Below are 24299 nucleotides of genomic sequence, written 5' to 3'. Positions count from 1 at the left end.
GAGCGGAGGTGGGTCGCGGGTGTCGAGCAGGATGAACTTGCCCACGGTGTGCTCTCCGCGCGAGCGGAGGTGGGTCGGCGGACTCACCCCGGGGGACGACTTTGAGCAGGTGCTCTCCGCGCGAGCGGAGGTGGGTCGGTGTTCGTGGATGCGGACGCAGGCGCGGCGAAGTGCTCTCCGCGCGAGCGGAGGTGGGTCGCGGACCCTGGGTGCGTACAAGTACGGCGCCATGTGCTCTCCGCGCGAGCGGAGGTGGGTCAGTTCCTTGTGAGCGATCACCGACCGCTCCGACGTGCTCTCCGCGCGAGCGGAGGTGGGTCGGCGCTCGTGCATCTCGGCCACCAGCTCGTCCGGTGCTCTCCGCGCGAGCGGAGGTGGGTCGTCGATGGCCAGATCGTAGGTGGTCAGGCTGTCGTGCTCTCCGCGCGAGCGGAGGTGGGTCATCGGGCCCGGCGCCCACCGCCTGGTGCTCATTGTGCTCTCCGCGCGAGCGGAGGTGGGTCGTCGCGGTTCTCGGCCTCCGCCTTGGCGGCAATGTGCTCTCCGCGCGAGCGGAGGTGGGTCGACCTCGGCCAGCGGGACGAAGTGGTCGACGTCGTGCTCTCCGCGCGAGCGGAGGTGGGTCATCAGCGGACCCCGTAGGCGTGTCACCGCCTGCATGCTCTCCGCGCGAGCGGAGGTGGGTCGTTCGCGCCGGTCGTGGCGACGGCGACGAACGTGTGCTCTCCGCGCGAGCGGAGGTGGGTCGCTGATCGCGGGCAACGAACATGGGCAAGTCGTGCTCTCCGCGCGCGTGGAGGTTGACCGTCCTGAAGGCCAACAACGTGGCAGTCCGCTCCGTGTTCTCCCCGGAACCGAGGCGGCCCCCGCAGGCCCGTCGCCGCTCCCGACGTATCCGGCCACCCCTCCGCGATCGGCGGCGGCCCTCGGGCACCGCAATCCGGCGTACAGCCCGCCGGGTCCCCAAAGCCGCCAGCCCCGAGCCTGGCGCCGCTCGGCCCCGCCTCCCAGCGCGCCACCCCTGACCAGGCGTCGGGCCGGTCTACGATCGCGCCGTGCCGGAGGCCAACGGAGTGTTGAAGCGTCTCGGCGTCGTGCGTGCTCGGTGCGGTGAGGGCCTGCGCGCGAGGCCGCCGCCGAGAGAGCTGCGGTGGCGGCTCGTCATATCCGGTCCGCTCATACCCGACCCCGCAGCTCTCGGACCCGCGCGCCCCGCCCACGTACAGCCCCCGGAGACCCCCGTGCCCCCTGCACCCCCGACGACCCGGCGGACGGCGTCCCTCCCCGCGCCGACCGTCCCACCCGCTCCGTCCCTCCTAGCCGCCCTGTCCGCCCCGCGCAGCCGAGCCCGCACGCCCCCGCGCGGATCCTCCCCACCCCTCCCCCGCAGGCCCGCCGCCGCAGCCGATCCCGGTCGGCATCAGGGTGCGGCGGGGGTCGGCTCGTGAATGGCCGACGGGTCAGCCGCGCCGTGCGCTGGGCGGCTCTGGTGCCGTACGCGATCATCGTGGCGGTGGTACTGGTCGACGTCCTGGCGCAGTCCGCGGTGCTGCTGTCCCTGCTGGCCGCGCCGCCCGCACTCACCGCCGCCACGGGCCGGCCGCGGGCGGTGCTCATGACGGGCGGGGTCGCTCTCGCGGTGTGTCTCGGCGTGGTGTTGGCGGACGAGGTCTCGTGGGCGGGCCGCGGGTGGGCCGCGCTGGGGGCCGTCGCCTTCGTCACGCTGGCCGCCGCGCAGACCTCGGCGGTACGGGTCCGGGCCGGGGAGGCGCATCAGCAGACCAAGCGGGAGTTGGTGGACGTGCGGGCCGTCGCCGACGTGGCGCAGGAGGTGATCCTGGGGCCGGTGCCGCGGGTCAACGGCCGGATCGAGCTCGCGGTGTCGTACACCTCGGCGACGGTGGGGGCCCGGATCGGCGGGGACCTGTACGAAGCACTGACGATGCCGGACGGGAGGACGCGCCTGCTCGTCGGGGACGTACAGGGCAAAGGGCTGACGGCGGTCAGGACCGCTGTCACGGTGCTGACCGCGTTCCGGGCAGCGGCACCGGGGACCGGCGGACTCAGCGACGTGGCGCAGCACATCGAGGAGGCCCTGAAGCGCCGGGAGCACACCGAGAAGTTCGTGACCGCCGTGCTCGCGGACTGCACGCCGGGCGGGGAGGTGACATTGCTGAACTTCGGGCATCCGCCACCCCTGGTCCGCAGGACGGATGCGTCGGTGCGGGCCGTCGGGCCGGAGGTGCCGGGACCGCCGCTGGGCCTTCCGCACGGGCTGGGCAGGATCCCCCTCGACGATTCAGGGTCCGGCAGGATCCGTCTGGAGCCTGGTGACCGGCTGTTGTTCTACACGGACGGTACGACGGAGGCCCGCAACCGGCACGGCGCGTTCTTCGCGCTCCCCCAGATCGTCCGCCGCTTGGGCCACCGCGACCTGGACCACGACCTGACCGCGCTGCGCAAGGCGCTCGCCCGCCACACCGGAGGGCCGCTCAACGACGACGCCGCGCTCCTGCTGCTCCGCTTCAACCTCGCCCCCGGCGACGACCAGCGCGGCTGACCGCACTCCCGTACCTCCGTTCCCCCACAGCTCTGCTCCCCCGCTCTCCCGCTCCCCACGCGACGACCGCCCGCGGCCGACCCGTCCCCCCGCTTTCACCAGTCACCGGCCACCGGCCACGACCCCCACGGCCACGCGAGCCGAGGGCAACCGGGCAACCGGGCACCCACCCTCCCCTGACGCGGCGGCACGCTCACCGCCCGGCCTCCGTCGTCCCTGGCCGCCCGACCCTGCGGGCACGACGGCCGATGGACCCGCCGGAACGCACGAAAACTTACGAAAACGTACGAAGTCGTCGGCCGTCGCCCCCCGGCCGAAAACGCTCCGACCACCGCCCACTCCGGGCCGTAGAGCGGCGCCCGGCCCGCCCCGCCGTCCGACTTCCCCGAACTTCCCGAACCGGGACGGGTGTCCGGCCCGTTGCTGGGTACCCGAGCCGGGAGAACGGCGTGCACGGCTCGACGAGGAGGTACGGGTGGAGCGGTCGGCTTCCGAGCCGGGCGCTCCCGTGCAGCCGACGATCCCGACCGACAGAGGAAGACAGGGTGACCCCGCCATGAGCATCGCAGAGCGGCAGGCCCACGCCACCGACGACTCGGTGAGCGTGCTGGTGTCGCGTGCCTCGCAGCAGATGTCGGAGCTGGTCCGCGAGGAGATGCGGCTGGCTCGCGCCGAGATGACCCAGAAGGGCAAGCGGTACGGGAAGGGTGGCGGCCTCTTCGGCGCCGCGGGCTTCCTCGGGGTCCTGGCGGCCCAGGCCCTGATCGCGACCGTCATCGCGGCCCTCGCACTGGTCCTGCCGGTGTGGGCGTCGGCCCTCATCGTCACGGCGGTACTGGCGGTGGCGGCCGCCGTTGCCGCGCTGGCCGGCAAGAAGCAGATCGCCGAGGCCGGATCCCCCACGCCCGAGCAGACCGTCGACAGCGTCAAGGCCGACCTGGCCGAGATCAAGGAAAAGGCACACCGATGAACGAAGAGTCCAGGACCAACATAGGCACCCCCGTCCCCGACGCCTCCGACCCGAAGGAGCTGCGCGAGCAGGTCGAGCGGACACGCGACGAACTCGGGCAGACCGTCGAGGCGCTGGCGGCCAAGGCCGACGTCAAGGCCCAGGCCAAGGAGAAGACCGAGGCGGTCAAGGCCCAGGCCAAGGAGAAGACCGAGGCCGTGAAGGAGCAGGCCAAGGAGAAGACGACCGCCGCCAAGGAACAGGCCTCGGAGAAGGCGGCCCTGGTGGCCGAGCAGATCCGGGGGAAGGCGGAGCAGGCAGCCCAGCTCGTCAAGGACAAGACCCCCGAGCCGGTACGGGAGAAGACCCTCCAGGCCGCGACGCAGGTGCGGGAGGGCGCGACCAGGGCCGGTCACTACGCGGCGGAGAAGACCCCCGACCCGCTGCTCGAGAAGGCGGACCGTGCCGTGGCCTTCGCCCGCGCCAACCGCACCCCTCTGCTCGCCGGAGGAGCGGCGCTCGCCGCCTTCCTGCTGGTGCGCCGGGGGCGCCGGTGAAGGCCTCCAAAATCGCCTACAAGCCGGTCGGCATGGCCCTCGGCGCGGTGAGCGGCATGATCGCGGGCGCCGCGTTCAAGCAGACGTGGAAGATCGTCGAGGGCGAGGGCGACGCCCCCAACGCCACGGACGAGGAACGGTCCTGGCCGCAGATCCTTCTGGCGGCCGCCATCCAGGGAGCGATCTTCGCCGTGGTCAAGGCCGCCGTCGACCGCTCGGGCGCCGTCGCCACGCGCCGCCTGACGGGCGTCTGGCCCGGCTGACACAGTCGGCCCGCGGTGCCGGGACCCGCGTGTTCCGCGGGCCCGGCACCGCTCCGTCGTGCGAGCCCAGCGTCCTCCGCCGTACGGGCCCGCTCCAGCTACCGGTTCCACGGCCCGATCCGGTTCCACGGCCCGATCCGGTTGCCCAGCCCGATCCGGGTCACTCCGGTAGCGGGGCGCCGCCGAAGCCGGTCTCGTTGCCGTCCGGGTCGCGGAAGATCGCCTTGCGGACCCCGTTCTCGTAGGTCTCCACGCTCGCCGGGCGCAGCCCTCGCTCGGCGATCTCGGCGAGGCGCGCGTCGAAGTCCCCCACGAACAGGGTGTGCAGGGCGCGGCCCGCACGCTCCGGCAGGAGTTCGACGTAGAGATACCGGTGTTCGGCGAGCTCCCAGACGGCCTCGACGTCGTTGGGGAAGAACGCCGGCGGACCGCCGAGCAGACGCTCGTACCAGGCGAGTGCCGCCGGGAGGTCGCTGACCGGGATACCGGCGAACAGGTCGATGGCCACGCTTCCATCGTACGAAGGCTCCGCTCCGCCCCGCGGCCCGCCGCGCCGGGCCGCGCGACCGGCGGCCCCGCCGAGCCGCCCCGCCGTCCGGCTCTGCGTCACCCGCCCCGTCGCCCCAGCCCTGCGTCGCCCCTGCGCCACCCGCCCCGTCGCCCCCGCCCCCGTCGCGCCTCCGCCGGCCCGGTCGGGTCGGACCGCGTGCACGGGCACTTCGCGGGGGAGAGTCCACCGGGCGGGACGGGCCCGCCCGGTGGACGGACGAGAGGGATCGACGATGAGCGAGGCACCGGGCGAAGGGACCGCGCTGGCCACCGCACCGGAGGTGCGGGACGAGCCGCTGGTCGCGGCGGTCCGCGGTGTGGCACTGAACATCTTGCGGCCGGCCGCCGAACGCACCGCCGTGGAGGGGGTGCCGCGGTCGCATCTGGACGCACTCGCGCGGTGCGGAGCCTTCGGCCTGGTCAGGTACGAACCGGCGCCGTCGGGCGGCTGCACCGGGCGCCAGGTGATGCGGGAGGTGCACGAGATCCTGTCCGCCGTGGACCCGTCCACCTGGTTCGTGTACACCCAGCACTTCGCCCTGGTGAAAGCGCTGTTCAAGAGCCCCAACACCCGTCTGCGGGAGGCCTGGACGCCGGAACTCGTCACCGGGGGGACGATCGCCACCGCCGGCTACGCCTATCTGCGCCAGCCGCGACCGCCCGTCACCGCGCGGAAAGTGGAGGGGGGCTGGCGGCTCACCGGCCGCATCCCCTGGATGACCGGCTGGGGAATCGCGGACACCGCGATCGTCGGCGCCGTGGCCCCGGACGACCGGGCGCTCTTCGTCCGGATGGACTGCGGGCCGGGGCCGGGCGGCGGCCCGGCCGCCGTCGACTCGCCCCCGCTGTGGGCGATGGGCGGGACCCACACGGCGGCTCTGGAGCTGCGGGAGGTCGCCGTGCCGGACGATGACGTGATCTCGGTCGCGCCGAGGCAGGGGTGGGCGCACGACTACGACCTGGAGAACGCGAACGCCCAGCCGGCGGTCTTCGGGCATCTGCGTGCCGTCGTGGACCTCCTGCTCTCGGCCGCTCCCCGGGCAGCAACCTCGTACGAGCGCCTGGCCCACCGGCTGGCGGACGAGGGGGCCCGACTGCGGACCGAGGCCTACGCGCTGCGGGACGAGGTGCCGGCCGAGCAGGAGGTGGCGGCCCGGACCAGGATCCGGGCCGCCGTTCTGGACCTGGGCGTACGGGCGGCCACCGCAGGCGTGGCGGCCACCGGCGGTCGCGCCGTCCGGTACGGCGACACCGCCGGCCGGCTGGCGCGCGAGGCGCTGTTCCACCTGATCAAGGCGCAGACGCCGCAACTCCGTTCGGCGATGGCCGACATCACGCTGGACGGCCTGAACGGGGAGGCAGGGTGACGGGGACGGTGGAGCGACGGGACGGTCGAGCGACGTGACGACGGCTCCGAAGACCGACGTGGTGGGACGCCGGAGCGAATGAGCAAGGACGACGACGGCTGCGGGGTCGAGGTCGGGGCCGGGAGCGTCAGTACGTGGCGAGCTCGCCGAGCACCCCTGCGGCGGCCTCCGGGTGGACGAGCCAGCGCAGGTGGCTCCCTCCCAGGGTCCGCACGTCGAACGGGTTGTTGGGCGTGAGCGCGTCGGCCTCGCGGATCAGCCGGTCCTGAAGGGCGAGCGGCAGGCTGGCGTCGTCCTCCAGCCGCACGAACGTCCGGGGAATCTTTCCCCAACTCGACGCCTGCGCACGGTCCGAGGCGGAGCCCGCGTCGAGGTTCTCGTCCGGCTGGAAGGTGTTGAGGAACGTGCGGAACTCGTCGTCGGTGAGGTCGGCGGCGAACGCGTGCTTGAACGCGGCGAGCGTCTTCGGGTCCGCCGTGCGGAAGTTGGTACGGATCAGACCGAGTTCGGCCGGGTGGCCGAGCAGCGCGGGGGCGAAGGCGGCGGGGTCGACGGTCGCCATCTCCGGTTCGGCGTAGTAGTCGTTGGCGTCCAGTTCGACGGGGCACCAGGCGGAGACGTAGACGATCCGGTCGATCAGGTCCGGGCGGGCGTTGCCGGCGGCGGTGAGGGTGATGCCTCCCCTGCTGTGACCGACGAGGACGACCGGTCCGTTCCGCTTGGCCCGCTCCAGTACCTCGATCAGCCGGGCGACGTTGTCGGCGAGGGTGACGCCCCGGAGCGAGCCGGGGGCGCCGGCCAGCGCGGCGAAGTCCTGGGGCGCCTGGTACCCCTCCGGGAAGGTCGCCCCGAACCCGTGGCCCGGCAGGTCGACCGCGAGGGACCGGTGCCCCAGCAGTGCCAGTTCGGCCTGGAGGGGCGCGAAGGAAAAGGAGTTCGCGAAGGCTCCGTGGACGAGGACGAAGGTCGGTATAGGCATGCGGACCACCCTGCAACAGCGCGCGGCCGGGGACAAGCGGGAAGGCCGCCGGGGCGGACCAAGGGCCGCGGGCACGGACGGCACCGATGGGTACGGTCCGTGCCCGTCGGCATGCCGGGCGACGGGAGTCGGTCGGTCCGGAGGTCAACTTCCCGGGGCAGTCGGTCCGGAGAGCAACATCCCGGGGCGGCCGGTCAGTACGTCAGCGCGTCGTCGGCACCGGTCTGCCAGTAGGTGACGGTCAGCGTGCTGTCGACGTACACCGCCTTGCCGAGCGGTACGTTCGCCGACGGGCCGGCCGAGCCGGAGCCCCGGCCCTGGAAGCTCACGGTCAGGCTCTTGGTGGAGTAGCCGCCGCTACCGCTGCCGTCGGCCGAGGAGGTCGTGACTCCGGCGTACCCGGACTCCCCGGGCCCAAGGGTGACCACGGCCTGGGGCCGACTCTCCTCGTAGACCTGCGGGACGGCCTGCGCCTCGCTGAACCGCAGGTACGGGTAGAAGTAGGCGTTGCACGCGCCCGAACCGGTGTTGGTGATCGTGAGCAGCATGTGGTTCACGGGACGGGCCACGGGTGTGAGCGTCGCCTTGGTGTTGCCGCCGTCGCACGCACGGGTGACGGGTCCCGCCTCCTTGGCCGAGTCGTCGCCCGAGGCCGGCTGCTTCCCGGACCCGGACCCGGACGCGGCGGTTCCGGTTCCGGAGCCGGAGCCGGAGCCGGAGCCGGAGCCGGAGTCCGAAGCGCTCCCATCACCGTCCGGGGAGCCGGTCGCTGCGGAGCCGGGGACCGGAGAGCCGGTGGGGGTGGCGGCCGTGGCGGTCGGCTGCGATCCGGAGTCGTCGACCGCCCCGTCGGCCTCCTGCTGGCAGGCGGTCAGGGTGAGTGCGGCGAGCAGGGTCGCGGCGCCCAGGACGGTGGCGCGGGTGGTCCGACTGTGGCTGAGACGGTACATGCGTGGTTCTCCCCGTGGTGTGGATCGTGTGCGCCCGCCGGTACGCCGCGGGCGCACCGGAAGAGGACTGCCTCTACTGCACATGGACGAGCCGTCAGTTGCACGGATTCGGTCCGGCGCGTCGCCCTCCTTCATGAAGAGGGCCGGCTGCGCCGCGGCGTTCCGCGTCCGGATACCGGGTCGTGGGCCAAGCGGTCGGGACGGCGACGGGTCCCCGCAGAATCCCGGCCCCGACCCCGGCCCCGCAGCCCCGGCCCCGCCCGAGCCGCCGCCCGCCCGAGCCACCCGCCCCGCCGAGACTCCGCCCCGTCGAGGCCCCACCCCGCCGAGGCGCCCCGCCCCGTCGAGGCCCCGCCCCGTCGAGCCGCCCGTCCGGCTCGCCCGCACAGGCCGCTCAGTACTCGTCGAGCCACACCACGATGCCGGTGTGCCCGGTCAGCACCGCCGCCGCGCCCGCCCGTACGGCGGCGGCGCAGCGGGCTTCGGTGAAGGAGGCGGGGTCGTAGGTCGAGGACATGCCGAGTCCTTCGCCGCGGAACGACCCTCCGGTCCAGTCGACCGCGGTCACGTTGTGGGTGGGTTCGGCAAGTTCCGCGCCCACCACCAGGAACCGCTGGTCGAGGTGGCTCGGGGTGACCGCGGCCAGTGGGTCGATGAGGTCGTTCCCTGCGCTGACGACGAGGTCGGGGCGGAGATCGACGGCGCGGGTCACGGCGGGCAGGAGGTCGGTCCCGTCGGCCGCGGTCACCGTGCGCAGGTCGACGTCCTCGGCCTCGGCCCACGCGCGGACCGCTTCCACCAAAGTTTTCGTCGGGCGGTCCTGACCCGCCGTGAGCAGTACGACGCGCATCCCGGCCGAGGGCCGCACCCGGGCCCAGGAGCCGGGTTCCGGGGTGACGGTCGACTCCGGGGCGGGCTCTCCGGGCCCGTCGACGAAGCCCGCGCCCGGTGCGCCGACGGCGGAGGGGCTGGGGTGCGGCTCGGACCAGTCGTCACCGGAGGCGCAGCCGGTGAGCAGGGCGGCGGCCACGGCGAGTGCGGCGGCCAGGCGCGGGCGGGGCAAGAGGATCGTCCTCCGGGAAAGGGGCCGGCCCCGACCGCACGAAGGTGCTGGTGACGGGCCCGGCATGCGGGTGGGGCGGAGCCGTTCGGGAGCCGCTTTCCCTCATCCTGCGCCGTCCGTCCACGCGATCTCCACGTGCGCACGGGCGATCGAACGCTTGTTTTCACACGCTTCGCCGGACGGCCGCCTCCGGTTCATCCGCGACCCGCACGGTGCACGGGCAACCTCAAGGAGTCCCATGTCACCACGTGTCCGCCGCCCTCTGCTCGCCCTCGTCGCGGCGGTTCTCATCACTCTCGGCCTGGTGCGGCCCGCCGCCGCCCACGGCTTCACCTCCACCGTGTACGCCCACGTCACCGCTCCCGGTGACGGCGTGGTCCGCACGGATCTGAAACTGGAGTACGACCTGCTCATCGTCTCGGCGGCCGACGCCGGTTTTGACGACGACCTCTTCCGGGACGGGACGGACGCCTTCGAATCCGGGGACGCCGACGCCCGCGCCGAAGCCCTGGAGGCCCACCGGGCGACGGTGCTCGACTACGTCACCCGCCGGTTCACCGTCACCCCGGACGACGGGGCGTGCGAGCCGGTCCGGGCAGGTGCGTTCCGGATCGGCCGCGAAGAGGGCGTTCCCTACGCCCTGTTGACCCTCGACCGGGCCTGCGCCGCGCACGGCACGGGTGATGTCGAGATCCGCAGCGATCTGTTCCCCGACTCCGAGGGGTACGTCAAGGGTGTCAAGTCGATCGTCACCTACGACCTCGGCGGCCGGACCGGCAGCGCCGCCCTGGACGGCGGGCACCCGTCGTTCGGGATCGGCCAGTCCTGGACGCAGCGCTTCTGGGAGTTCTTCCGCCTGGGCGCCGAGCACCTGCTGACCGGCACCGACCACATTCTGTTCCTGCTCGCGCTCATCGCCGGATCCCGCCGGCCGCGCGAAGTCGTCCTCGCCGCCACCAGTTTCACGCTGGCCCACTCGGTGACCTTCCTGCTGGCGGCGCTCGGCCTGGTCGAGGTTCCCGCGGGTCTGGTGGAGCCCGTCATCGCGCTGTCCATCGCGGTGGTCGCCGGCTGGCACCTGCGGCGCCTGCGCGGCAGGGGCGCGGGTGACGCGGAGGCACCGGCCGTAGGCACGGGCCGGCTGAGCCTGGACCGCGCCGGCTGGATCCGGCTCGGTGTCGTGTTCTGCTTCGGTCTCGTCCACGGTCTCGGCTTCGCGGGCGCGCTCGGCATCGAAGCAGCCTGGTCGTGGACCCTGCTGTGGTCGCTGCTGGTGTTCAACCTCGGCATCGAGGCGGTTCAGCTCGGTGTCATCGCCGTGCTGTTCCCGCTGTTGCTGCTCTGCGGCCGCCGCTCCCCGCGCGCCGCCCGGTGGGCGACCGGCGCGTTGTCGGCGGGCGTGGCGGCCATGGGGCTCGTCTGGTTCGTCCAGCGGGTCGTCGGCGGCTGAGGACTGTCCGGCAGTTCCCGGCAAGGCAGCCCCCGGGAAAGCCGGAAATTCCGTCACAGGAGCGGCAAAACCGCAGAACAGCCGCGATGTTCAGCCTTCGCCAAGATCGCATTCAATCGGCGTTCACCGGACACCGGGAACGTGGCGGTCTCCTTTGGATGTGCACTACATGCGCACCGTCTGCATACAGAAGAAACGAAACTTCATGAGATCCAGCTCCTCCCCGCGGGCCCAGGGGCCCGCCCGGCGACGCGCGGCCACCGGTGCCACCGCCGCCCTCCTCGGACTGGCCGTCGCCTTCACCGGCGGGCTCTCCCAGCCCGCGGGCGCGGCCGAGTCCGCCACCCTCTCCGGCATCATCCTCGGCGTCGGCGCCAACGAGACCCAGCGCACCGTCAGCTGGTACTCCTCCGGTGACACCGCGCAGAAGGTGCAGCTCGCTCCCACCGCGCAGCTCACCGCCGGCGAGTTCCCCGCCGACGCGGCCGTCTTCGACGCGCTGGGCGCCGCGAACATCGCCACCAGCGGGGGCTTCAACCGGCACGCCACCCTGACCGGGCTGAAGGAGAACACGGCGTACTCCTACCGCGTCGGGTCGGAGGGCAACTGGTCCGCCGCGTACTCCTTCAAAACGCAGGACTTCGAGGGCGCGTACGACTTCCTGTTCCTCGGGGACCCGCAGATCGGTTCCTCCGGCGACCTGGCGCAGGACCAGGCCGGCTGGGCGGACACCCTGGACGTGGCCACCGGGGCCAACCCGGACGCCGAACTCCTGGTGTCCGGCGGCGACCAGGTCGAGAGCGCCAACAACGAGTCCCAGTGGAATTCGTTCCTGGCCCCCGACCAGTTGCGCCAGTACCCGTTCGCGGCCACCATCGGCAACCACGACGTCGGCGGAAAGGCGTACGAGCAGCACTTCTCGACGCCCAACACCGACCGCTCGGGCTCGAAGTACGCCAACGGCAACCCGGCGTCGAACACCTCGGGCGGCGACTACTGGTACATCTACAAGGATGTGCTGTTCATCGACCTCAACAGCAACAGCTACGCCACCTCCCAGGGCGGCGGGGGCGACGAGGCGCACACCAAGTACGTCACCGACGTCATCGAGCAGCACGGCTCCGAGGCCAAGTGGAAGGTGCTGGTCTACCACCACTCGATCTACTCCCCCGCCTCGCACGCCAAGGACGGCGACAACAAGGCGCGCAGGGTCGACTTCCCGACGACCTTCTCCAAGCTGGGCGTGGACCTGGTCCTCCAGGGCCACGACCACAGCTATTCCCGCAGCTACCTCATCAAGAACGGCGCGAAGGCCGATCCGGAGGAGGAGCCGGGTCAGGCCGACGTCTACCCCGGCCCCGGCGGCGTGCTCTACGTGACCGCCAACTCGGCCTCGGGGTCGAAGTACTACGACATCACCAAGCCCGACTCCAGCGGCACCAGCGGCGCGGGCAACGGTGCGGACCCGAAGAACCCGAACAGCTACTGGTACAACTCGGTGCAGAACCAGGAGCACGTCCGCAGCTACGTCAAGGTGCAGGTGCGCGACGAGAAGCTGGTGGTGGAGAACCTCCGCAGCGGCACCTGCGACGCCCCCAACTCCGAGGTCTCGCACGGCGACTGGTGCACCAACACCACTGCCGCGCAGCCGGTCGGCTCGGTCGTCGACAAGGTGTCGGTCCACCCGTACCACGGTGACGGTCAGTCCCTCCAGGTGAACGTGCCGAACCCGGCGCCCGGCGAGTTCGGCTGGACCATCGACGGCTACAACGGCCTGGTGGACCTCGGTACCGCCAAGGAGGCGAACGGTGACCACTTCACCGCCTCCGGCAAGATCAACCCGATCCTGGTCTCCGACACCCGCCGCACCCTGTCGCCGTGGTCGGTCTCGGCGGACGTGACCGCGTTCAAGGACGCGGAGAAGACCTTCGCCGGCTCGTACCTCGGCTGGTCGCCGTACGTTCTCGACCAGGGCGCGGGCGCCCGGGCCGGCTCCCCGGTCGCCTCGGGCTTCGACGACGGGGGTCAGGGTCTGGCCGTCTCCCGGAGCCTCGGCTCCGCGGAGCAGGGCCACGCCCGCGGCACCGCCAAGCTGGGCGCGGATCTTGATCTGAAGATCCCGGACAGCGTGCCGAAGGGCGGCTACCGCGCCACCCTCACGATCACCGCGCTGAGCAGCTGACCCACCGCTCCACCGGCGGGGCGGACTCCGGTCCGCCCCGCCGTCCCCTTCCCCGCCACACATCCCCGCTGTCCCCCTCCCCCGTCACGTATCCGCACGCCCCGCTGCTCCCCCGATCCGACCCGCCCGGCCCCCGCACCGCCCCCGCACCGCGTCCGAGAGAGACCCGACATGCTCGCAAGCCCCCCGTACCGCCGCACCGGCCCCGCCCTGGCGCGGGCCGTCGCCCTGCTCCTGTTCGCCGTCGCGGTGGTCACCGGCGCATCCGCCGCTCCGGCCCGCGCGGCCGGGGGCGACGTCACCTGGACGGTCCGGACGGCCGGGAACGACTTCGGGGACGACCGGTCGAGCTTCGCGTACGGCGTCAATCCGGGCAGTACGACGAAGGACGCGATGGTCGTCACCAACGGCGGCGCCACCCCGCTGACCCTGGCGGTCTACGCCTCCGACGGCTACACCACCGACAAGGGCCAACTCGACCTGCTCACACGGGAGAAGGAGTCGAAAGCGGTCGGCGCCTGGGTCCGTCCGGCGCGCGACTCGGTCACCGTGGCGCCCGGAAAGAGCGCCGAGGTGCCGTTCACGGTGACCGTCCCGCGCGGCGCCGCCCCCGGCGACCACGTGGGCGGCCTCCTGACCTCGCTCAAGCAGGCGGACGACACGGAGGGCATCGCTGTCGACCGCCGTCTCGGCATCCGCGTCGAGGTGCGGGTCAGCGGAGCGCTGCGCCCCTCACTCGCCGTGGAGGACGTGCACCTCGGCTACGACGGCTCGGCCAACCCGTTCGCGCGGGGCCGGGCCACCGTGACCTACACGCTGCACAACACCGGCAACGCCCTGCTGTCGGGCACCCAGCAGGTGTCCCTCAGCGGCCCGTTCGGCCTGTTCGAGGCCTCGGCCGGCGAGATCGCCACACCTCCGGAGCTGCTGCCCGGCGAACGCTGGACGGTCACCGTCCCGGTCCGCGACGTGACCCCGGCCCTGCGGCTCACCGCCGCGGTGGCCGTCACCCCGCTCGTCACGGACGCCGCCGGTTCCACCACGTCCCTCGAACCGGTCCGGGTCACCGGGCACGGCTGGGCGGTGCCGTGGACCCTCCTGGTCGTCGTGTTCCTGCTGGTCGCCGGTGGGGTGGCGGCGTTCGTCCGGGGGCGCCGCGCCCGCGCCCGGCGCGCCCGGCGCGAGGACGAGCGGGTGCGCGAGGCCGTGGAGCGGGCCCTGCGGGACGAGGCCGGTTCGTCCGCGGGCCGGTAGGACCGGGCGGGGCGTCAGGCCGGCAGTCCGCTGGAGTGGGACGACCGGCGGGCGGCGGCGATCAGCGCGTGGAGTTGCGGTCCCGCCTGGTCGATGTGGGTGACCGGGGTCGGGAACGGCAGCCGGACGTCCCGGTGCGCGCGCCGGTGCTCGAGGCGCAGCGTCAGACCGTACCGGTCCATCGCCAGCGGGACGGCGCGCACCATGCCGCGTTCCGGCTTCGGGCGGACGAGCCGGAGCAGCAGCGGCACGAGTTCGCCGTGGCCGTCCACGAGGTGAGTGAGCATGTCCGCCTCGCAGGGGGCGATCGGGTCGGGGTCGACCGCCTGCAGGTCGTCGAGGGTGACGAAGGTGCGCCCTTCGGAGTCCTCGACGACGGCTTGGCCGAACTCCACGCAGGTGCTGTCCGGGGACCGGGCCTCGTACGGGGCGGCGAGCAGTCCGGTGAGCGTGACGCGGGCCCGCAGCCGGTCGCGCACCGGGGTGGGCGCGATGTCGGTGAGTTCCAGCCGCACCGGGATGCGCGGGGCGTGCGGGGCAGCTCCGGCGCCCGGCGGGTCGCCGGGGTCGTGCAGGTGGACGTGGCCCATCACGCCGGCGCCGTCGAGCCGGTGCACCTCGTCGGCGACGCCGTCGGCGACGACGGTCATCGAGTGGGCCGCTGCCAGGATCGACCGCATGCGTTCGGCGGGGGTCGGCCGGACGGCACGGGTGGTGAAAGGACGCATCCACGTTCTCCAGAGGGCTGCCGAAGAGACCCAAGCCGGTTACTTAGGTATGCCTAACCTAACTCACCGACGGCGGTCGGGACACCCCCCTGGGTCCCGCGCGCCGCCCACGCCGCCCGTGCCGAGCAGTTGCGCACGACGTCTTGACGCTTCGGGTCGGCGGGCCGGATATTTACCTGCCAGTACGACCAGTCAGTAACCGCGCGAAAGCGCTTGTCCGGTATCCGCGACGGGGGACGGGACCCCTCCCGAGGCGGCACCACCGGTGCGGGCGCTCCTCTTCTCCCCACACGAGAGGCACCGTCATGCGCTTATCCCTGTCGAGCCGCCGCACCCGCACCCTCGCCACCGCCTCCGCCACCGCGGCACTCGTCGCCACCGCGGGATTCGCCGGGTCGCCGGCGGTCGCGGCCGATTCCGGCGTCGCGCGGTACGTCGCCCTGGGCGACTCGTACGCGTCCGCGGCGGGTGTGCCCGACCAGGTCGACACCGCCTGCACCCGCTCCAGCCGCAACTACCCGTCCCTGGTGTCGGCGGCGCTCGCCCCGGCCGCCGTGCGTGACGTGACGTGCGGGGGCGCCACCACGGTGCACCTGACGACCAGCCAGAACGCCTCCGCGCCGCCGCAGTACGACGCGCTGAGCGCCGACACCGACCTGGTCACCCTCACCATCGGCGGCAACGACGTGGGGTTCGCCGACATCATCGTCCGCTGCGTGGCCCTCGGCCTGCTGAACCCGTCCGGGTCACCGTGCCGAACGACCTACACCTGGACGGGCACCGACACCCTCGCCCGTACGATCGACAACGCCGCGCCGAAGATCGCGGCGGCGGTGGACGGCATCCGGGCCCGCGCCCCGCAGGCCCGCATCCTGGTCACCGGATACCCCGCGATCATGCCCGACGACGGCACCAACTGCCCGTCCGTGGTGTCGATCGCCAAGAAGGACGCCCCCTGGCTGCGGGACATCCACAAGCGCCTCAACTCCGTGATCGCGAAGCAGGCCGCGGACCGTGGCGCGACCTACGTGGACACCTACACCAAGTCGGTCGGGCACGACATCTGCAAGCCGTCCGGCACCCGCTGGATGGAACCGCTGATCGCCTCGGGCGCCGCGCCGTTCCACCCCAACGCGACCGGTGAGCGCGCGATGGCGGACGCGGTGCTCGCCTCGGTGGACTGACCGGCGCGCCACACCTCGGGGAGTCTCGCCCCACACCCGGGCCCGCGCACGGCGTTCACCGTGCGCGGGCCCGTCGGGTGTCAGCCCAGCGCCGCCCGCAACTCCGCGTTGTCCGGCGGGTCGGCGCCCGCCCGGCCCACGGCGACGGACGCGGCGGCCGCCCCGTGCCGCAGGACGTCGGTCAGCGCCGGTTCGCCGATCGCCCGGAGCCCCGCCCGCCCGTCGGGCCCGAGCAGTCCGCGCGCGGCCAGCGCGTGCAGGGCGCCGGCCATGAAGGCGTCCCCCGCGCCCACCGTGTCGACCACCCGCGCCGGAAAGGCGCCGATCCGGGCACCGGCCCGCCGCGTCACGGCGTACGCCCCCTCCCCGCCCCGGGTGACCAGCACCAGGGCGGGGCCGTCCGACTCCAGCCAGCCCCGAGCCACCTCGTCGGGCGTCCGGTCCGGGTAGAGCCACCCGAGGTCCTCGTCGCTCGCCTTGACCACGTCGGCGAGCGCGACGCACTCCTCGACGCGCCGGACCGCCCCGGCGTGGTCGCCCATCAGTTCCGGCCGCACGTTCGGGTCGTACGAGACGGTGGCCGAGGCCCGCAGCGACGCCACCCGCGCGAGCACGGTGTCCGCGCCGGGAGCCATCACCGCCGCGAGCGAGCCGGTGTGGACATGGTCCGGCGCGGTGCCGTCCGGGACCGGGGCGAGGGTCCAGTGGATGTCGAAGTCGTACGTGGCGCGGCCCCCGGCGTCGAGGGTCACCACCGCTTTGGGGGTCGGGCCCGGCGAACCGTCCGTGCGCACCGCCACCCCGGCCGAGGCGAGGTGCGCGGTGATCAGCCGACCCTCCTCGTCGGCCCCCAGCTGGGTGTGCAGGGTGACCGGTCTCCCCAACCGGGCCAGTCCGTGGGCGACGTTGGCCGGGCTGCCGCCGGGGTGCACCCGGTCGGCCTCGTCCGGCCGCCGGACGATGTCGGCGACGCATTCGCCGATGACGAGCAATTCGAGCATGCCAGAAGTGTCCCCCGGAATGGAGCCGCTACTGCCCCGCCCGCGCCATGCGGCACCACCCGTTCCGTTTGCGTCCACGGGCGCCGGGTACCTGCGGCGAACGAGCCCGCAGAGCGCGGGCACCGATCCGACGGGCCGATCCATGAGCCATGAGAACAAGACCAATATCTTCGTCGTCGGCATGGACGAGGGAAATCTCGATACCCTCCTCCGCGTCCCGCACGCGGAGGAGTACGCCTATCACCCGCTGCTGACGATCGAGGAACTTCAGCACGGCGAGCCGGACATCCCCGAACTGCTGCGCAAGGCCCGCAAGGAACTCGATTCCTTCGACGGGAAGATAGACGCGATCGTCGGCTACTGGGATTTCCCGGTCAGCACGCTGGTCCCGGTACTGAACGAGGAATACGGCCTGCGGGGAACCAGCCTGGAATCCATCGTCAAGTGCGAGCACAAGTACTGGAGCCGTCTCGAACAGCGTGAAGTGATCGACGAGCACCCGGCGTTCGGCCTGGTCGATCTGGAGGGCGAGCCCCGGGTTCCGGAGGGCATGCGCTTCCCGATGTGGCTGAAGCCGGTGAAGTCCTTCTCCTCCGAACTCGCCTACGGGGTGGAGAACGAGGAGGAGTTCCGCGAGGCGGTCGACAACATTCGTGCCGGTATATCCAGGATCGGGCGGCCGTTCGAGGACATCATGGACCGGCTCGACCTGCCACCGGAGATCGCCGAGGCGGGCGGTCAGGCGTGTCTCGCCGAGGAGGCGCTCACCGGCGACCAGGTCGCCGTCGAGGGTTTCGTGCACGAGGGCGAGGTCGTCGTCTACGGTGTGCTCGACTCGCACACCTATCCCGACAGCGCGTGTTTCCTGCGCCACCAGTATCCGGCGAGTCTGACGCCGGAGACCGTGGAACGCATCAAGGACATCTCCGTGCGCGTCATCCGCCGCATCGGGCTCGACAACGCCACGTTCAGCATCGAGTACTTCCACGAGCCGGCGACCGGAAAGATCGGACTGCTGGAGATCAATCCGCGCCATTCCCAGTCGCACGCCGAGATGTTCGAGCATGTGGACGGCGTTCCCAACCACCACCGGATGATCAGCCTCGCGCTCGGGAAGAACCCCCGCGTCAACCAGGGCGCCGGTAATTACGAACTGGGCGCCAAGTGGTACTACCGCCGGTTCACCGACGGGATCGCCCGGCGGGTGCCGAGCGGCGAGGAAATCGCGCGGATCGAAGAGTCCATTCCCGGCGTGAAAATCCATGTGATTCCGGAACAGGGCCAACGGCTGTCCGACATGGAAGGCCAGGACAGCTACAGCTTCGAACTGGCCCACCTCTTCGTCGGCGCCGACAGCGAGGAGGCGATGCAGGACAAGTACGACCGGTGCGTGGAGGCCATGCGCTTCGAGTTCGACGAGCCGGAGGCCGACAGCTCCGCGCACTGAGCCCGGCGCGCACCCGACCGCCGGCCCCCAACGGCCGGCCGCGCACGAACACCCCCGAACCGAAAGGCGGAATGTCCGTTTATGCGGTACGTGACCGACCTGCCCCACCCGATCGAGGAGGATCAGCACGTCTGGATCCCGATGTCCGACGGGGTCCGGCTCTCGGCGAAGATCTGGCGCCCGACGTCCTCGGACACCGATCCGGTCCCCGCCGTACTGGAGTCCATCCCGTACCGGAAGCGTGACCTGAGTTCGGTGCGGGACTCGATGCACCACCCGTACCTCGCCGGACACGGTTACGCCTGCGTACGGGTCGACACCCGCGGCACCGGCGAGTCCGAGGGCCTCCTGGCGGACGAGTACCTGGAGCGGGAGCAGCGGGACAGCGAGGAGGTCCTCGCCTGGATCGCCGCCCAGCCCTGGTGCGACGGGCGGACCGGCATGATGGGCATCTCCTGGGGCGCGTTCGCCGCGCTGCAGGTGGCGGCCCGCCGGCCGCCGAGCCTCCGGGCCATCGCCATCGCCTCGTTCACCGACGACCGCTACGACGACGACATGCACTACATGGGCGGGTGCATGCTCTCCGACAACCTGGCCGAGGCGGGCACCATGTTCGCCTACGCGACCTGCCCGCCGGACCCCGCGCTGGTGGGCGACCGGTGGCGCGAGATGTGGCACGAGCGGCTGTCCGGCAGCGGCCCGTGGGTGGTGGAGTGGCTGCGCCACCAACGGCGCGACGCCTACTGGCGGCACGCCTCGGTCTGCGAGGACTACACGGCGCTCCAGGTGCCGGTGCTCGCCTCCAGCGGCTGGGCGGACGGCTACTCCAACGCCGTGACGCGGCTGCTGCGGCACGCCACGGTGGAGCGCAAGGGGCTGATCGGCCCCTGGTCGCACAAGCTGCCGCACCTCGGCGAGCCCGGCCCCGCCATCGGCTACCTCCAGGAGCTGGTGCGCTGGTGGGACCACTGGCTCAAGGACGTGGACAACGGCGTGATGGACGAGCCGATGCTCCGCACCTGGATGCAGGAGAGCGTCCCGCCGTCCACCTCCTACGAGGAGCGGCCGGGCCGCTGGATCGCCGAGCCGTCCTGGCCGTCACCGCACGTGCGGGAGGTCACCAGCCCGCTGTACGCGCACACCATCGGCACACCCGACGACACCGACCGGGTCCCCTACGAGGACGACGACTCCGAGGAGCCGGGCCCCGGCGAGGTGCCGGTGGCCGAGGGCGGTCCGGATCCGGAGGACTTCGAGGAGCTGACGGTCCGCTCCCCCCTGTCGGTGGGTCAGTACGCGGGCAAGTGGGCGTCGTACAACGCTCCCCCGGACCTGCCCTACGACCAGCGGGAGGAGGACGGCGGTTCGCTCGTCTTCGAGAGCCCGGTGCTCACCGAGCGCACCGAGATGCTGGGGTCCCCGTCGGTGCGGCTGGACTTCTCGGTCGACCGGCCGGTGGCCATGGTCGCGGCGCGCCTGTCCGACGTCGCTCCGGGCGGGGCGACGACGCGGGTGACGTACGGGCTGCTCAACCTCACCCACCGGTCGGGCGCCGACGAGCCCGAACTCCTGGTGCCGGGACGCCGCTACCGGGCGACGGTGCACCTCAACGGGACGGCGCAGGCGTTCCCTCCGGGGCACCGGATCCGGCTGTCGCTGTCCACGTCGTACTGGCCGCTGGCCTGGCCGCCGCCGGAGCCGGTGCTGCTGAGCGTGCGGCCGGGCACCAGTTCGCTGACGCTGCCGATCCGTTCGGCGGACGGGCCCGCTGAACGCGACCCGTTCGGCCCGCCGGAGGCCGTGGAGCCGCTGGCCACCACGCAGAAGGTGCTGCCGGAACAGGACTGGACGGTCTCCAGGAATCTGGTCGACTACACGTCCGCGCTGGACATCGTCAAGGACAGCGGGACGGTGCACTACGAGGACGCCGGTCTCGACGTGGGGCGCCGGGCCGTCGAGCGGTACGACTGGGTCGCGGACGACTTCACCTCGGTGCGCGGGCGTTCGTCGTGGACGATGCGGTTCGGGCGGGACGGCTGGGACACGCGTACCGAGACCTCCACCGTGCTGTCGTCCGACGAGAAGCAGTTCCACGTGCACGCCACGCTCGACGCCTACGAGGGCGAGGAGCGGGTGTTCAGCAGGAACTGGCAGATCGACGTGGACCGCGACCACCTCTGAGTCCGGTCGGTCACGCGCCGCCCGGCCGTCCGCCGGCGCGACGGCCCGGTCCCCGCGCGGGGGCCGGGCCGTTCCGTCGTGCTCGCCGCCCGCCGCCCGCCGCCCGCCGCCCGCCGCCCGCCGCCCGCATCCGGAACGGTTCGCCGGGTCCGTACGTTTCCCGGTTCCGGACGTTTCCCGGTTCCGGACCCAGCATCGGCGAAGGAGCACAGGACATGAGCACGGACACGGGCGCGCGCACGGCGGCGGACGCGACGGACGCGACGGAGGACGCCGTCGGCAGGCCCGTCGGCGGCCCGGCACGACCGCCCCGCGTCCTCGGACGCCGGGCGGTCGTCACGGCGGTGGGCGCCGCGGGGGCGGCGGTGGCACTGACCGCGTGCGGCACCGACGACGGCCGGGAGGCGGACGGCACGAACGGCTCCGCCGAGGGCTCCGGTTCCACCGGGGGCTCGGACACCGGGGGCGGCACCGTCCTCGCCAGGACCACGGAGATCCCCGAGGGCGGCGGCACGGTCTTCAAGGACCAGCGCGTCGTCGTGACCCAGCCCACCGCCGGCGAGTTCAAGGCGTTCTCGGCCACCTGCACCCATCAGGGCTGCCTGGTGTCGAAGGTGGCGTCCGGCACCATCACCTGTGCCTGCCACAACTCCACGTTCGACGCCGCGACCGGCGCCCGGACCGGCGGCCCGGCGACCGCGCCCCTGCCGGAGCAGAAGATCACGGTGGAGGGCGGCTCCATCACCCTGGCCTGACCCGCGCCCGACGCGCACCGCTCAGCCGGGGCGCGGCGGTCGGCCCCACTCCGTGCCTCCCGGGCCGAGAGGTCCGTGTCGCCCTGCCGTCGCGGCCGGTGGGGCGTGGGCCGGTACGGAAGCCCGGCGGAGCCTGCCGCGGGCGCCCGCTCCTGTCCCGCACGGTCGCGTCCATTGCCCCGCACGGGTCGCGGGGCCGATGATCGGCAGGACCTGCCGACGACACGAGGGGGTTCCATGGCCGCCACCCAACGACGGGGCCGCCGGATCATGATGACCGACGACGAGCGCGACGCGTACCTCACCGAACAGCGCACCTGCCGGGTGGCCACGGTCGGCGCGGACGGCCGACCGCACGTCGCCGCCCTGTGGTTCGTCTGGGACGGCGCCTCGCTCTGGCTCTACTCCCTGACGCGCAGCCGCCGTTGGGCCCAGTTGCTGAACGACCCGCGGGTCGCGGTAGTGGTGGACGACGGTACGGAGTACGCGGAGCTGCGCGGCATCGAGCTGTCCGGCACGGTCGAGATCGTCGGCGAGGTGCCCCGCACGGGCGGCCCCGACGGCGGCGAACTGGACCTGCCGGAGCGGCTGTTCGCGTCCAAGTACTTCGGGCTCGACGAGCTCCCGCACGACGGCCGGCACGGCTGGCTCCGGCTGACGCCGGAGGCTGCGGTCTCCTGGGACTTCCGCAAGCAGTTCGGCGCGGCCTGACCCCGCTCCCGTGTGACAGGTCCTCCCCTCACCCGTAGCTGACCGGCTTCGCAGGCCCCGCGGCCCGTGCCACCGCGTCGGCCAGCGGCTCGATGTCCAAGGCGTCGAGCTGCGCGACAGTGATCCGCACACCGGGCGGCGCCTCCAGCCGGAAGCGGGCGCCCGGTGCGACCGCCCAGCCTGCGTGCAGCAGCGCGGCGACCGCGCCGGTCTCGTCGCTGACGGGCACCCAGACGTTCATCCCGCTGCGCCCGCGCGCCTCGGTCCCCCGCTCCCGCAGCGCCCGGACGAGGGCGTCGCGCCGCTCGCCGTAGGAGGCAGCGACCGCGGCGACGTCCACGGCTCCCGTCGCCCACAGTTCGGCGACGGTCCGCTGGAGCAGCCTGCTGACCCATCCGGGCCCCAGCCGCAGCCGTCCGGCGACCCGGTCGACCGTCACGGGGTCGCCGGTGAGGACGGCGACCCGCAGGTCCGGCCCGTACGCCTTGGCGACGGACCGGACGAAGGCCCAGTGCCGGGTGGTTCCGGCGAGCGGGTGGAGCGGCAGGTCGACGATGGCGTGCCCGTGGTCGTCCTCGATCAGCAGGACGTCGGGGTGCCCGGCGAGCAGCGCCCGCAGTACGGCGGCCCGCCGCTCGCCGACCGCCGCTCCGGTCGGGTTCTGCGCCCGGTCGGTGACGATCAGGGCCCGGACCCCGGCCTCCAGCGCCCGCTCCACCTCGGCGGGCACCGGCCCCTCGTCGTCCACCGCCACCGGCCAGGGCCGCAGCCCGAGGGCGGGTACGAGGTCCAGCAGGCCGCCCCAGCCCGGATCCTCGACGGCGACCCGGTCGCCGGGCCTGAGGTGGGCGGAGAGCACCCGGTCGATGGCGTCCAGCGCGCCGGAGGTGACGGTCACCGGCCCGCCGGGCACCCCGTCGGCGTCCAGTCCGGCGCGGGCGAGAGCGGCGAAGCGCGGCTCCACCGGCTCCTCGCCGTAGAGACCGGGCCGTTCGGCGTGGGCCGCGGCGGCTCGCGCGACGGCCTGCGCCAGGTCCGGCAGCAGTGCCGTGTCGGGGTTCCCGGCCCCCACGTCCCGTACGCCCGGGGGCGCTTCGACGCGGATCGACCCACGGTCGGTGGTGGCGGGCCGCGGGCGCACCCGGCTCCCGCGCCGCCCCGCGGTCTCGATCACCCCGCGCTCGCGCAGGGTGCGGTAGGCGGCGGCCACGGTGTTGGGGTTCACCCCGAGCGTGTCCGCCAACTCCCGCATCGGCGGCAGCCCTTGGCCCGGCACGAGCCGGCCCGACCCCACCCCGCGCTCGATGCTCGCGGCGATGTCGGATGCACGCCGCCCTTCGATCCGATACTCTCCTAGCACAAACAATATTATGCACTAATGCAATGGAGTTGTCCATGTCCGACACCCTCAGCCCCGCCGCCGCGGGCCCCGGAGAGGCCGCCACGTACCCGCCGACCGACCGCACCGCCCCGACCCGCTCCAAGGACCGGGCGTCCTACGACACCGAGGTGGTGCACTCGATCCTCGACGCCGCCTTCCTGTGCCACCTGGGATTCGTCCGGGACGGAGCCCCGGTGGTGCTCCCCACGCTGTACGGCCGGATCGGCTCGACGCTCTACGTCCACGGCTCGACGGGCTCCCGGCCGCTGCGGGCGGCGAAGGAGGAGCAGGCGGGCTTGCCGGTCTGCCTCACGGTCACCCATGTCGACGGACTGGTCCTCGCCCGGTCCGCCTTCCACCACTCGATGAACTACCGCTCGGTGGTGGTGCACGGGCTCGCCCGGGACGTGACGGACCCCGAGGAGCGACGGGTGGCGCTGGACGCCATCGTGGACCAGGTCGTGGACGGGCGCTCGAAGGACTCCCGTCCCGCGAACGCCAAGGAGCTGGCGGCCACCGCGGTGATCCGGCTGGACCTCCGCGAGGTCTCCGCCAAGATCAGGACCGGCGGCCCCAACGACGACGCCGAAGACCTCGCGCTCCCTTACTGGTCCGGCGTGGTCCCGGTTGCCCCGGCGTACGCGGCTCCGGTCCCCTCCGACGACCTGGACCCGTCCGTCGCGCTGCCGGACTACCTCGCCTCGCTCTGACACCCGGCGGCGACCCCGATCGCGGCGTGCCGGCGGATGACTGCCGAGCGCGGCGTGCCCGCGCCGGACGCGGCGCAC

General features: G+C 73.0%; 21 protein-coding genes and 1 CRISPR repeat array. Of the genes, 14 read left to right on the top strand and 7 right to left on the bottom strand.

The window, feature by feature from the left end; translation table 11 throughout:
- Positions 1–48: 48 nt before the first annotated feature.
- A CRISPR array of direct repeats spans positions 49–807; the repeat unit is 28 nt; unit sequence GTGCTCTCCGCGCGAGCGGAGGTGGGTC.
- Between the two features lie 637 nt (positions 808–1444).
- The 4 genes from Q0994_RS32140 to Q0994_RS32125 all read left to right on the top strand — a co-directional run bounded on the left by Q0994_RS32140 (position 1445) and on the right by Q0994_RS32125 (position 4329).
- A complete protein-coding gene (locus Q0994_RS32140; RefSeq protein WP_299541892.1) occupies positions 1445–2560 on the top strand; it encodes a PP2C family protein-serine/threonine phosphatase in 1116 nt (371 codons plus the stop codon).
- 556 nt (positions 2561–3116) lie between these two features.
- Positions 3117–3530 (top strand): phage holin family protein, encoded by a 414-nt coding sequence (locus Q0994_RS32135; protein ID WP_299541890.1) that lies wholly within the window; start codon positions 3117–3119, stop codon positions 3528–3530.
- Positions 3527–4066, top strand: a complete 540-nt coding sequence (locus Q0994_RS32130; RefSeq protein ID WP_299541888.1) for a DUF3618 domain-containing protein — start codon at positions 3527–3529, stop codon at positions 4064–4066. The genes Q0994_RS32135 and Q0994_RS32130 overlap by 4 nt, the downstream gene beginning before the upstream one ends.
- Positions 4063–4329 carry a DUF4235 domain-containing protein gene (locus Q0994_RS32125; RefSeq protein WP_299541886.1) on the top strand — a complete coding sequence of 89 codons (267 nt, stop codon included), beginning with the start codon at positions 4063–4065 and terminating at the stop codon, positions 4327–4329. The genes Q0994_RS32130 and Q0994_RS32125 overlap by 4 nt, the downstream gene beginning before the upstream one ends.
- 160 nt (positions 4330–4489) lie before the next feature.
- On the opposite strand, the gene Q0994_RS32120 is transcribed toward Q0994_RS32125, so the two are convergent.
- Complete coding sequence (locus Q0994_RS32120) at positions 4490–4837, bottom strand: VOC family protein (protein WP_299541884.1); 348 nt, start codon at positions 4835–4837, stop codon at positions 4490–4492.
- A 274-nt stretch (positions 4838–5111) separates the two neighbouring features.
- On the opposite strand from Q0994_RS32120, the gene Q0994_RS32115 reads away from it, so the two are divergent.
- The gene (locus Q0994_RS32115; RefSeq protein WP_299541882.1) at positions 5112–6245 is read left to right on the top strand and encodes an acyl-CoA dehydrogenase family protein; all 1134 of its coding nucleotides are present in this window, start codon (positions 5112–5114) and stop codon (positions 6243–6245) included.
- Positions 6246–6372: 127 nt separating this feature from the next.
- Here the strand turns inward: Q0994_RS32115 and Q0994_RS32110 are convergent, their stop codons facing one another.
- The 3 genes from Q0994_RS32110 to Q0994_RS32100 form a co-directional block, all read right to left on the bottom strand.
- The gene (locus Q0994_RS32110) at positions 6373–7224 is read right to left on the bottom strand and encodes an alpha/beta fold hydrolase (RefSeq protein ID WP_299541880.1); all 852 of its coding nucleotides are present in this window, start codon (positions 7222–7224) and stop codon (positions 6373–6375) included.
- 194 nt (positions 7225–7418) lie between these two features.
- Positions 7419–8174, bottom strand: coding sequence for a DUF4232 domain-containing protein (locus tag Q0994_RS32105; protein WP_299541878.1), 756 nt, complete (start codon positions 8172–8174; stop codon positions 7419–7421).
- A 394-nt stretch (positions 8175–8568) separates the two neighbouring features.
- Complete coding sequence (locus tag Q0994_RS32100; RefSeq protein WP_299541876.1) at positions 8569–9237, bottom strand: hypothetical protein; 669 nt, start codon at positions 9235–9237, stop codon at positions 8569–8571.
- Between the two features lie 238 nt (positions 9238–9475).
- On the opposite strand from Q0994_RS32100, the gene Q0994_RS32095 reads away from it, so the two are divergent.
- The 3 genes from Q0994_RS32095 to Q0994_RS32085 all read left to right on the top strand — a co-directional run bounded on the left by Q0994_RS32095 (position 9476) and on the right by Q0994_RS32085 (position 14123).
- Positions 9476–10687: a HupE/UreJ family protein gene (locus Q0994_RS32095; RefSeq protein ID WP_299541874.1), complete on the top strand. Its 1212-nt coding sequence runs from the start codon at positions 9476–9478 to the stop codon at positions 10685–10687.
- A gap of 205 nt (positions 10688–10892) precedes the next feature.
- Entirely contained in the window at positions 10893–12869 is a 1977-nt protein-coding gene (locus Q0994_RS32090; protein WP_299541872.1) for a metallophosphoesterase family protein, read from the top strand.
- A gap of 171 nt (positions 12870–13040) precedes the next feature.
- Positions 13041–14123, top strand: a complete 1083-nt coding sequence (locus Q0994_RS32085; protein ID WP_299541870.1) for a WxL protein peptidoglycan domain-containing protein — start codon at positions 13041–13043, stop codon at positions 14121–14123.
- A gap of 14 nt (positions 14124–14137) precedes the next feature.
- Here the strand turns inward: Q0994_RS32085 and Q0994_RS32080 are convergent, their stop codons facing one another.
- Positions 14138–14851 (bottom strand): DUF2470 domain-containing protein, encoded by a 714-nt coding sequence (locus Q0994_RS32080; RefSeq protein ID WP_299541868.1) that lies wholly within the window; start codon positions 14849–14851, stop codon positions 14138–14140.
- A gap of 305 nt (positions 14852–15156) precedes the next feature.
- On the opposite strand from Q0994_RS32080, the gene Q0994_RS32075 reads away from it, so the two are divergent.
- On the top strand, positions 15157–16035 hold the full coding sequence (locus Q0994_RS32075) for an SGNH/GDSL hydrolase family protein (protein ID WP_299541866.1): 879 nt from the start codon (positions 15157–15159) through the stop codon (positions 16033–16035).
- 80 nt (positions 16036–16115) lie between these two features.
- Here Q0994_RS32075 and Q0994_RS32070 read toward each other — a convergent pair whose 3' ends face one another.
- Positions 16116–17036, bottom strand: coding sequence for a carbohydrate kinase (locus tag Q0994_RS32070; RefSeq protein WP_299541864.1), 921 nt, complete (start codon positions 17034–17036; stop codon positions 16116–16118).
- A 142-nt stretch (positions 17037–17178) separates the two neighbouring features.
- Between Q0994_RS32070 and Q0994_RS32065 the strand changes: the two genes are divergently transcribed.
- From Q0994_RS32065 to Q0994_RS32050, 4 genes are all read left to right on the top strand, one after another.
- Positions 17179–18483 (top strand): acetyl-CoA carboxylase biotin carboxylase subunit family protein, encoded by a 1305-nt coding sequence (locus tag Q0994_RS32065; protein WP_299541862.1) that lies wholly within the window; start codon positions 17179–17181, stop codon positions 18481–18483.
- An 81-nt stretch (positions 18484–18564) separates the two neighbouring features.
- Complete coding sequence (locus Q0994_RS32060) at positions 18565–20664, top strand: CocE/NonD family hydrolase (protein ID WP_299541860.1); 2100 nt, start codon at positions 18565–18567, stop codon at positions 20662–20664.
- 215 nt (positions 20665–20879) lie between these two features.
- Positions 20880–21419: a Rieske (2Fe-2S) protein gene (locus tag Q0994_RS32055; protein WP_299541858.1), complete on the top strand. Its 540-nt coding sequence runs from the start codon at positions 20880–20882 to the stop codon at positions 21417–21419.
- Between the two features lie 237 nt (positions 21420–21656).
- Positions 21657–22130: a pyridoxamine 5'-phosphate oxidase family protein gene (locus tag Q0994_RS32050; protein WP_299541856.1), complete on the top strand. Its 474-nt coding sequence runs from the start codon at positions 21657–21659 to the stop codon at positions 22128–22130.
- A gap of 28 nt (positions 22131–22158) precedes the next feature.
- Here Q0994_RS32050 and Q0994_RS32045 read toward each other — a convergent pair whose 3' ends face one another.
- Entirely contained in the window at positions 22159–23490 is a 1332-nt protein-coding gene (locus Q0994_RS32045; RefSeq protein ID WP_299541854.1) for an aminotransferase class I/II-fold pyridoxal phosphate-dependent enzyme, read from the bottom strand.
- Positions 23491–23525: 35 nt separating this feature from the next.
- Between Q0994_RS32045 and Q0994_RS32040 the strand changes: the two genes are divergently transcribed.
- The gene (locus Q0994_RS32040; RefSeq protein WP_299541852.1) at positions 23526–24221 is read left to right on the top strand and encodes a pyridoxamine 5'-phosphate oxidase family protein; all 696 of its coding nucleotides are present in this window, start codon (positions 23526–23528) and stop codon (positions 24219–24221) included.
- Positions 24222–24299 lie beyond the last annotated feature (78 nt).

Origin of the sequence: uncultured Streptomyces sp., assembly GCF_947488945.1 — a bacterium.
GTDB lineage: Bacteria > Actinomycetota > Actinomycetes > Streptomycetales > Streptomycetaceae > Streptomyces.
Note: the sequence above shows the minus strand (reverse complement) of the source record. Positions and strands in the feature narration are given on the sequence as shown.